At 69.3% G+C, this 9,452-nt stretch carries 10 protein-coding genes; 6 read left to right on the top strand and 4 right to left on the bottom strand.

Features of this window, described 5'->3' with window-relative positions; translation table 11 throughout:
- Together ON23_RS12895 and ON23_RS12890 are read left to right on the top strand one after the other, a co-directional pair.
- Positions 1-390, top strand: a 390-nt coding sequence (locus ON23_RS12895; protein WP_039778374.1) for a 5-oxoprolinase subunit C family protein, incomplete at its 5' end; no start/stop codon positions are given.
- A gap of 210 nt (positions 391-600) precedes the next feature.
- Positions 601-2,091 carry an ArnT family glycosyltransferase gene (locus tag ON23_RS12890; RefSeq protein ID WP_039778373.1) on the top strand — a complete coding sequence of 497 codons (1,491 nt, stop codon included), beginning with the start codon at positions 601-603 and terminating at the stop codon, positions 2,089-2,091.
- A gap of 15 nt (positions 2,092-2,106) precedes the next feature.
- Here ON23_RS12890 and ON23_RS12885 read toward each other — a convergent pair whose 3' ends face one another.
- A complete protein-coding gene (locus tag ON23_RS12885) occupies positions 2,107-3,708 on the bottom strand; it encodes an FAD-dependent monooxygenase (protein ID WP_039778369.1) in 1,602 nt (533 codons plus the stop codon).
- A gap of 53 nt (positions 3,709-3,761) precedes the next feature.
- On the bottom strand, positions 3,762-4,370 hold the full coding sequence (locus tag ON23_RS12880; RefSeq protein WP_039778368.1) for an acyl-CoA-like ligand-binding transcription factor: 609 nt from the start codon (positions 4,368-4,370) through the stop codon (positions 3,762-3,764).
- A 115-nt stretch (positions 4,371-4,485) separates the two neighbouring features.
- Between ON23_RS12880 and ON23_RS12875 the strand changes: the two genes are divergently transcribed.
- Both ON23_RS12875 and ON23_RS12870 read left to right on the top strand, forming a co-directional pair.
- On the top strand, positions 4,486-4,854 hold the full coding sequence (locus ON23_RS12875; RefSeq protein ID WP_039778367.1) for an arsenate reductase family protein: 369 nt from the start codon (positions 4,486-4,488) through the stop codon (positions 4,852-4,854).
- A 112-nt stretch (positions 4,855-4,966) separates the two neighbouring features.
- Positions 4,967-5,341, top strand: coding sequence for a nuclear transport factor 2 family protein (locus tag ON23_RS12870; RefSeq protein WP_039778366.1), 375 nt, complete (start codon positions 4,967-4,969; stop codon positions 5,339-5,341).
- Positions 5,342-5,357: 16 nt separating this feature from the next.
- On the opposite strand, the gene ON23_RS39235 is transcribed toward ON23_RS12870, so the two are convergent.
- Together ON23_RS39235 and ON23_RS12860 are read right to left on the bottom strand one after the other, a co-directional pair.
- Entirely contained in the window at positions 5,358-6,248 is an 891-nt protein-coding gene (locus ON23_RS39235) for a DUF4873 domain-containing protein (RefSeq protein WP_223273620.1), read from the bottom strand.
- Entirely contained in the window at positions 6,245-7,144 is a 900-nt protein-coding gene (locus ON23_RS12860) for an AurF N-oxygenase family protein (protein ID WP_039778365.1), read from the bottom strand. Before ON23_RS12860 ends, ON23_RS39235 begins: the two co-directional genes overlap by 4 nt.
- 99 nt (positions 7,145-7,243) lie before the next feature.
- Between ON23_RS12860 and ON23_RS12855 the strand changes: the two genes are divergently transcribed.
- Both ON23_RS12855 and dop read left to right on the top strand, forming a co-directional pair.
- On the top strand, positions 7,244-7,999 hold the full coding sequence (locus ON23_RS12855) for a TetR/AcrR family transcriptional regulator (protein WP_051042602.1): 756 nt from the start codon (positions 7,244-7,246) through the stop codon (positions 7,997-7,999).
- Between the two features lie 82 nt (positions 8,000-8,081).
- Positions 8,082-9,452 (top strand): depupylase/deamidase Dop (dop, locus tag ON23_RS12850; protein ID WP_039778364.1); only part of this gene is annotated, 1,371 nt, incomplete at its 3' end.

Below are 9,452 nucleotides of genomic sequence, written 5' to 3'. Positions count from 1 at the left end.
ATCGAGATGGCGCCCGTCGCGCCGCTCACCCAGGAGACGCTGCGGGTGCGGGCCCGGCTCGGACCGCGCGCGGACTGGTTCCACAACCCCGCCGATCTGTTCACCGGCGCCTGGGCGGTGTCCACCGACACCGACCGGATCGGTGTGCGCCTGGACCGCCACGGCGACGCCCCGCCGCTGCGGCGGGTCGACGATGCCGAATTGCCCACCGAGGGAATGGCTTTGGGGGCGATCCAGGTGCCTCCCGCGGGGCGGCCGGTGGTTCTGCTGGCCGACCGGCCGATCACCGGCGGCTATCCCGTGGTGGGCACGGTGATCGACGAGGATGTGGATCTGCTCGGTCAGGCCCGGCCCGGCCAGTTGATCGAATTCTGTTCCTGGCAGCCCTGATCCGCCGCGAGGAGGGGGCGGCATACCTCTCGAGGTGGACAGCGGATCGGTCTGCCGGGCGACTCCCCGGCGGCCGGAAACCGATACGTTCGCAGACGTTCCCACGAAATCCGCTCCAGGAGTGTGCCGGTGACCGATGTGTACGAGTCCGAGACCGGAGCGCGTAGTGCGACCGGATCTGCCGGAGCACGCGGTGCGACCGAATCGGCCGTGATCGCACCGGTCGCGTGGCCCGTGGTCGCGCCGATCGCCGCCGTCGGTGGCGCGGCGCTGCTGTTCGCGGCCTCGAAGTACGGATACTTCGGCGACGAACTCTACTTCCTCGCCGCCGGCCGCCGGTTGAGCTGGGGTTACGCCGATCAGGGTCCGATGCTGCCGCTGCTGGCCCGGATCATGGACACGCTCGTCCCCGGCTCCTATCCGGCGTTGCGCATCCCCGCGATACTGATCACGGTCGCGGCGATCGTGTTGTGCGCCATGATCACTCGCGAATTCGGCGGCGGCCGCGCCGCGCAGGCACTGGCCGCGCTGGCCTACGCGTGCTCGCCGTTCCTGCTGCTGCAGGGCTCGATGCTGACCACCAATACCGTCGATACCGGGCTGTGGGTGCTGATCACCTGGCTGGTGGTGCGGTGGGTGCGGACCCGCCGCGACGTGCTGCTGCTGATCGCCGGCGTCGTGACGGCGGTGGATCTGCAGGTCAAATGGCTGATTCCCTTCTTCTGGATCGCGCTGGCCGGGAGTTGCGCGGTCTTCGGTCCGCGCGAGTTGCTGCGCCGCCCGCTGTTGTGGGCCGGTGCCGGCCTCACCGTGCTGTCGGCGGTGCCGCAGATGATCTGGCAGCTGCGCCACGGCTGGCCGCAACTGGCGATGGGCGCCGAGATCGCGTCCGAGCAGGCGATCATCGGCGGTCGCCTGCTGTTCGTGCCGATCTCGCTGCTTCTGGCGGGCGTTCTCGGCGTGCCGGTCCTGCTGGGCGGGCTGTGGGCATTGCTGCGCTGGAAGCCGTTGCGGCCGTACCGTTTTCTGGGCGCGACGTTGATCGTGGTCGACATCGTCTTCCTGATCACCGGCGGCCGGGTGTACTACCCGGCCGGGATGTACGGGGTCGTGCTGGCGGCCGGCGCCGTCGCGCTGGTGCACTGGATGCGGAAGCGGGCGGCAGTCGGTCGCCGGGTCGCGGGTGTCGCGACCCTGGTGGTGGCGGTTGCGGCGGTGGCCACCATCGTGACGTCGCTGCCGTGGCGTCCGGCCGCGGCGATCGAGCCACCCCGAGACGATGTCTCGGCGGCGATTGCGATCGGCACCTACGGGCAATTCGGCTGGCCGGAACTCACCACGGCGGTGACGACGGCCTATCGCGGGTTACCCGCCGCGCGCCGCGACCGCGCCGTCGTCGTCACCGACACCTACTGGCAGGCGAGCGCCCTCGACCACCTCGGCCGCGCGGATCTGCCACCCGTCTACAGCCCCAGCCGTGGCTTCGGATACTTCGGCGCCCCGCCCGACAGCGCCGAGACCGCCGTGATCGTCGGTGGCGAGGAGGCCGATCTGCGCGGTCGATGCACCTCGCTCACCCCGGTCGGCAGGGTCGACACCCGGCTCGGCTTCGTCGGTAACACCCGCGATGTCACGATCTTCGACTGCACCGGTCCGAAGCAGCCGTGGTCACGGATGTGGCCGGAGTGGATGCATCTGTGATTTCGGTGCGCGACCTCACCGCGCGTGGACCGGCACGGGTGAGGATCCGAACCAGCGGGTGAGCGCGCTGTGCAGACCGTCGGCACTCGCGTCGTCGCCGGCCCACGCGACGTACCCGTCCGGGCGCAGCAGAATTGCCGTCGGCGGGCTCGCGGTCCCGGATTCGGCCGCCGTGCCCACAGGCCGCCCTCGCTCGGTGAGAGTGATTGCGCCGGAGATGATTTCGACGCGCGCACACCAATTGGCTGCTGCCGCTGCCGCCACCCCCGTGCTGTCGATCAGCAGCGGACGCGCGGTGCGTAACAGGTCGGCGACCCGCACACGAGTGCCGTCCGTGGTCACGGTGTAGTCGGGGACCAGCTGCCCGGACAGGCGATGATCGTCGCCGACGTCGTAACGGATGTCGGCCCCGGCCAGTAGGTGGGCGAGGTGGTCGGCGACGGCCGGTATCCGCACCAGTTCCGCGAACAGGTCGCGTAATCCGGTGACCTCGGGCCCCGGCGCTATCAACGCGCTCTGCGCGAGACTGTGCATCATCACTCGCTCGGCCGCCGGATAGCGTTCGCTCTCGTAGGTGTCCAGCAGTCCGGCCGGCGCCCAGCCGTTGACCTCGGAGGCCAGTTTCCAGCCCAGATTGATCGCATCCTGCAATCCGAGATTCAGTCCGGGGCCACCCATCGCGGAGTGTACGTGCGCGGAATCTCCGAGCAGCAGCACACGGCCCTCGCGATAACGCTCCGCCAGCCGGGTGTTTTGGCCGACGGTGCGGCGCAACGCATGCGGGCCGGCACCGGTCGGTGGTTCGATCGGCACCTCGGCGCCGAGTACCCGCTCGATGCTCGCCCGCAGCTCCGCGAAGGTCACGGGTTCGTCCTCCGCCGGGAGGTGGTCGGTGCCGTATTCGCTCACTCCGATCATCGGCCGCCCGGGGGTCAGCTCGGCGAAGATGAACATGCCCTTGTCCACACGGTTGTGGCCGAAGTGGAACCGTCCCGCGCCCGGAATGTCTATGCCGCCGTCGGGTGTTCGCAGCCCGTCCGGAACGGTGGCATGGCCGAATCGCGTGACGCGGTCGACCACCGTGCAGCCGGGGAAATCGATTCCGACCAGCTTGCGCACCGCACTTTTCCCGCCGTCCGCGGCGACCAGATAGCGGGCCGGGATGCGATAGGCGCCGCTGGGGCTGTCGACGGTCGCGACGACATGGTCGCGGTGGGTCTCGAGATCGCGCAATGCGTGTCCCCAGCGCACCGCCACATCCAGTTCCCGCGCCCGGGCGGCGAGCAGGGCGACCAGTCGCGGTTGCGGAATCGGCAGTGCGTACAGCGGGTTGTCCGCGAATTCCGCCAGGTCCAGCGGTAGCCCGCTGAACGAATAGCCCGGAAGTGGTGGTGGGATCGCGGGAGCATCGGCACCGGCGGCGCGGCGGTACAAGCCGCGCATATCGAGCAGCCGCACCACCTGCCCGACGAGGCCGTTGGCCTTGGGTTCGGTACTGGGGGCGGGCAACTTTTCCAGGACCAGCGCCGTGACGCCGCTCAGCGCGAGTTCGCAGGCCAGCATCAGCCCGTTCGGTCCAGCGCCGGAAATCAGGACATCATACGTGTTTTCGGACATGACGAATCAGACCCCTTGTCGGATAAGTGGTTTCGAGAGAACGGAGGGAGAGTTCAGTTGGGTTCGGGCAGGCCGGCGGCGACCAGTTCCAACGCCTGCCGCGTCAGCGCGGTGATCGAGGCAGGAGGGGCGCAGCGGGGATAGACCTCGATCGCCGCCACCAGTGCTCCGAGCACGGCTTCGGCGACCAGCCGGGGATACAGCGTGCCGGGATCGGTGCCGGTGCGTTCGGCGACCGCCTCGGTCAACGCGTCGGAGGAGGTTCGGGTCAGCGCTGCCTGCGCCTCGGGGCTGGCAACGAGCTTGCGGACCTCGGCCAGACGGTCGCGTGGCGGGGGATCGGCATCGAGGCCGTCGACGCGCAACGGCTCGAGCATCGCCTCGGTGATCGCGGTCCACAGCGGCTCACCGGCCGGCCGGGCCCGCAGCAAGTCGATCCCTCGGCGGATCCGGTCGATCTGCCGATACGCCAGTGCTTCGTATTTGTTGGCGAAGTAGTTGGTGAACGTTCGCACCGAGACCCCCGCACGGGCGGCGATGTCCTCGCGCAGCACGTGGTCGAGGCCGCGTTCGAACATCAGCTCGAGGGCGGCATCGCTGAGGGCTCGCCGGGTATCGAGCTTCTTGCGCTCCCGCAGCCCGGGTGGCGGCTCCGTGGTCATGAACCCAGTATGGGCAAAAGTGCGAGTCACTTCAATAGTGCACGACAGGAAAAATTACCTTTCGGGCAAAAAGGTGCCACCGGCGTGATCGGCCGGGCGCGCTAGGGTTTTCGCTATGACATCCGGACAGACCCAGATCTGGCACAACCCCCGCTGCTCCAAGAGCCGCGCGGCCAAAACCGCGCTGGACGAGGCCGGGGTGGACTACATCGAGCGGCGGTATCTCGACGACCCGCCGACCGCCGATGATCTTCGGGAGGTGCTGGCCCAGCTCGGGCTGGAGCCCTGGGACATCACCCGTACCGGTGAACCGGAGGCGAAGGAGCTCGGTATGTCGGGCTGGTCGCGGACGGAGGCCGACCGCGAGCAGTGGATCGAGACACTGGCGAGCAATCCGAAGCTGATCCAGCGTCCGATCGTGGTCACCCCCGACGGCCGGGCCGTCGTCGCGCGCGACGAGCAATCGCTGAAGTCGGTGCTGTAGGCCTCCACCCGGCGCGGAAAGCGAGACCGGCTGCGCGGCAACCACTTCGGTGTGCAGCGGCATTACCCGACGGGTAATCGACCCGCCGCCCGCTCTGCGACATGCTCGTCATATGAGCGAAAACGAAACCACCAGCACCTACGACGCCATCGCCCAGCGCTACATCGACGCCTGGAACGAAGCCGACGCCCCGGCGCGGCGCAAACTTCTCGACGAGCTGTACCGGCCCGAGGCCACCTACACCGATCCGCTCGCGGCCGTCGCCGGAGTCGCCGCGATCGACGAGATGATCGCCGCCGTCCGGGAACAGTTCGCCGGCATGCGATTCGGCCTCGGGCCGGTCGACGGACACCGCGACCAGCTGCGATTCACCTGGACGCTGGGGACTCCCGGCGCCGAGCCGCTGATCGTCGGCTTCGACGTGGTCGTTCTCGACGGTGATCGCATCGCCCGCGTGCACGGATTCCTGGACAAGATTCCGGGCTGATCGTCCGTTATCTTGCTCAGTGAATGCCGTTGTCCGCCAGGGGAAACGGTGGCCGCCCGATTCCGGCGATCCGCAGATTTCCCCACGGGTCGCGCTCCTGCAGCCGGCCCGCGGCGGGCTCACCGCCCGCGATCCGCAGCGACACCACACCGCGCCCGGGGTCGGGCAGCAGCTCCGCCTCCGCCGCGGTGAGACGGCCGTACCAGTGATAGTGACCGTCGATCGGGTCGGGATGACCGTTCAGCGCGACCGTCACCGTGAGTTCGGCGCCCGGCGCGTCGAGTACCGCGGGACCCGCGTACTCGCAGGCGGGCGCCCGATCGGCGGCGACGGTCGTGTCGAAGTGACGGTGATCCGGTCGCGGCAGCCGCCGGCCGAGGCGGGGGTTCGCAGCCCAGCGGCGTGCCGATTCGTGCTGCACGGCACGTCGCAGCTGGATCCGGGTACCGCCGGTTCGGCACATCGCGGCGACGCAGCGCGCGGCGTATTCGGCGCGGGCTTGCACCGGATAGTGCGGCCAGTGCGCGCCGGCGGGGGAGTGTGTCCAGAACAGGTTGGGCATTTCGTGCATCGCCGCGCCGAGATGAGCCACCCGGCCCTCGGTCAGCAGCGTGTGCAGGTCGGCGCCGACTCCGGTGATGCGGCGAGTGTCGAGGTCGGCATCGGCCAGGATGACCACCGACGCCGTGGTCGTGCCGTCGTCCGAGCGCAGCCGCCAGCGGTCGTGTGCGCCGTCGAATTCCATGGTGTGCACCGCGGGCGGTGGCCGATCGGCCGCCAGTGCGGTCGAGCCCAGGACGGTGAGGTCGCGAATTCCGTTGCGCCGCAGTGTCGCCGCGATGATCGGCGCCGACGGCCGGGCCGCGACGACGGCCACGCCGCCCACGCTGTGGCGGTCCGGCCTCATGCGAGCAACCCCCGCCGCCGCCAGAGTCGCTTGCCGATCGGGCCGAGCAGCCCGTTCTCGTCCAGGAACGCCCCCAGGTCGGCGCCCCCGGCCGCGAGCATGCGGTGCGCGTGCGGATTGGCCAGCGCCGCGCGCACGGCCGCACGCCCGTCCAAGCCGGCCCGAATGTACATGTGCCGGTTGGTGATCAGCCGGACGAACAGCGGAGCGGCGACGGCGACACACATCCGCACATAGGCGCGTTCCGCGCGCGACATCGCCGGAACGCGACGGGCGAGGGCGTCGCGGGCGAAGCCGATGTGGCGCGCCTCCTCGGTGACGTGCACGCGGAACGTGCGCGCCACCACCGGCTGCAACTGCGGGTCGTCGATCGTGCGGCGTTGCAGCGCGTCGAAGATCTCCTCACCCACCAGCGCTCCCACCCACACCATCGGCCCGTGCAGCAGCAGTTGCAACGACGAGATCGCCAGCCGGGCAGGGGTTTTGGGCCAGTAGGGCCGGGCGTCGATGCGGTCGATCAGCTTGCCGAACATGGTCATGTGGCGGCATTCGTCGCCCATTTCGGTCAGCGTGTAGTGCGAGCGGTGCGAGGTGGGATCGCCGTTCATCAACTCCCGCAACAACAATCGGTTCAGGATGTTCTCGAACCAGATCCCCACCGACAGGATGTTCGCGAGTTCCTGGCGTGACAGCTCGCGCCGCTGCTCGGGTGACATCGCGTCCCACAGGTCGGTGCCGTAGAGGGAGACCACTTCCGGCGGCAGGAAGAACTTGTCGGGATCCAGCGGCGCGTCCCAGTCCAGATCGACCACCGGGTCGTAGGACTTGCGGACCGAACCGAGCAGCAGACGCTGCGCGAAGGTGTCCCGCGGGAGCAGGGTGGCGTCGTTGCCCATGGCTGCGCTCCAGACGAATCGAATTACCGAGACAGGATGTAACACCAAGGTTAGTGAGACGGGGTGTATCGGTCAATACCGCATGAGTATCGTTGACATGTGAGTGAAACCGGTGGACAACGGCCCCCGCGGCGTGCGGAACGGTCCGCGGCGGCCGGTGTGGACGGTCGCAGCACCCGCTGGAACGGGCACAAACAGCGGCGGCGTGCCGAGGTGATCGAGGCCGCGGTCGCGGTGATCGAGGAGAACGGCGCCGAGGTGTCGGTCCAGCAGATCGCCGACCGGCTGGGCCTGCCGCGTCCGGTGGTGTACCGCCATTTCGACGGGCGGACCGATCTGGACGAGCAGATTCGCGGCCGCATCCTGGAATCGCTGCTGACCCAACTACTTCCGACGCTGCGGGCGGACGGAACCGTCAAGGACGCGGTGCGCGGGGCGGTCGGCACCTACGTGGGCTGGGTGGACTCGCATCCGCAGCTGCACCGATTCCTGGCGGCGAGTGCCCCGCAAGGGGATTCGTCGCTCGCGCTGGCCGGGGCGCGCGACCGCATCGGCGCCCGGCTCGCGGATCTGTTCGCCACCGCCGCCGCGCGCGTCGGCATCGACCCCGTGCGGGCCCGGCCGATGGCCTTCGGGATCGTCGGCTTCGTCGACGGGGTGGTCAACAGCTGGCGCGCCGACACCGCCTCGGCGCTGGGGTCCGAGCAGATCGAGGCGATCGTGACCGAATCGGTGCTCGGGCTGCTGGAGAGCAATGCACGCAGTCTGGGGGTTCCGCTGGACCGCGACGCCACCGTCGCCGACCTGGTGGCACGGTCCGAGGCCGCGGCCCCGGACCCGCTGGCGGTCAACTGAATTCGCTACACCGCGCGGCGCGGTGACGGGCCACCGGACCCGGGCGGCCCCGGGGACAGCGCGCGTCGCCTAGGCTCGACCCATGCAGCGCATCATCGGAATCGAGGTCGAGTACGGCATCTCGACACCGACGGAACCCTCGGCGAACCCGATTCTCACATCCACCCAGGCGGTGCTGGCCTACGCGGCGGCCGAGGGCGTACCCCGGGCCAAGCGCACGCGCTGGGACTACGAGGTGGAGTCGCCGCTGCGCGATGCCCGCGGCTTCGACCTGGGCCGGCTCAACGGGCCGGCGCCGGTGATCGACGCCGACGAGGTCGGCGCGGCGAACATGATCCTCACCAACGGTGCCCGCCTCTACGTCGACCACGCGCACCCCGAATATTCGGCTCCGGAGGTCGTGGACCCGCTGGACGCGGTGATCTGGGACAAGGCCGGTGAGCGGGTCATGGAGGCCGCCGCCCGCTACGCCTCCAGCGTGCCGGGTGCGCCGCGCATGCAGCTCTACAAGAACAATGTCGACGGCAAGGGCGCCTCCTACGGCACCCACGAGAACTATCTGATGAACCGCGATACGCCGTTCAACCAGATCATCGTCGGGCTGACGCCGTTCTTCGTCTCCCGGCAGGTCGTGACCGGGTCGGGCCGGGTCGGCATCGGACAGTCCGGCGACCACGCCGGATTCCAGCTGTCGCAGCGCTCGGACTACATCGAGGTCGAGGTGGGTCTGGAGACCACCCTCAAGCGCGGCATCATCAACACCCGCGACGAACCGCACGCCGACGCCGACAAGTACCGGCGGCTGCACGTGATCATCGGCGACGCCAACCTGGCGGAATGGTCGACCTACCTCAAGGTCGGCACCACCGCGCTGGTGCTGGATCTGATCGAGGCCGGCGAGGATCTGTCGGATCTGCAGTTGGCGCGTCCGGTCACCGCCGTGCACACCATCAGCCACGACCCCAGCCTGCGCGCCACCGTGGCGCTGGTCGACGGCCGCGAACTGACCGGCCTTGCGCTGCAACGGATCTACCTCGATCGGGTGGAGAAGTTCCACGATCGCGAGGGCACCGACGACGCCCGCGTGACCGATGTGCTGGAGAAGTGGGCGCACGTGCTCGACCTGCTCGAACGCGACCCCATGGACTGCGCGCACCTGCTGGACTGGCCGGCCAAACTGCGCCTGCTCGAGGGGATGCGCAGCCGCGAGGGCCTGGGCTGGGCGGCGCCGAAACTGCATCTGATGGATCTGCAGTACTCCGACGTGCGCCTGGACAAGGGCCTCTACAACCGCCTGGTGGCCCGCGGTTCGATGGAGCGGCTGGTCTCCGAACAGCAGGTCACCGATGCGATGACCAATCCGCCGACCGACACCCGCGCCTACTTCCGGGGCGAGTGCCTGCGCCGTTTCGGCGCCGATATCGCGGCGGCGAGCTGGGATTCGGTGATCTTC

The organism is Nocardia cerradoensis NBRC 101014 (assembly GCF_000308535.1).
Classification (GTDB): domain Bacteria; phylum Actinomycetota; class Actinomycetes; order Mycobacteriales; family Mycobacteriaceae; genus Nocardia; species Nocardia cerradoensis.
Note: the sequence above shows the minus strand (reverse complement) of the source record. Positions and strands in the feature narration are given on the sequence as shown.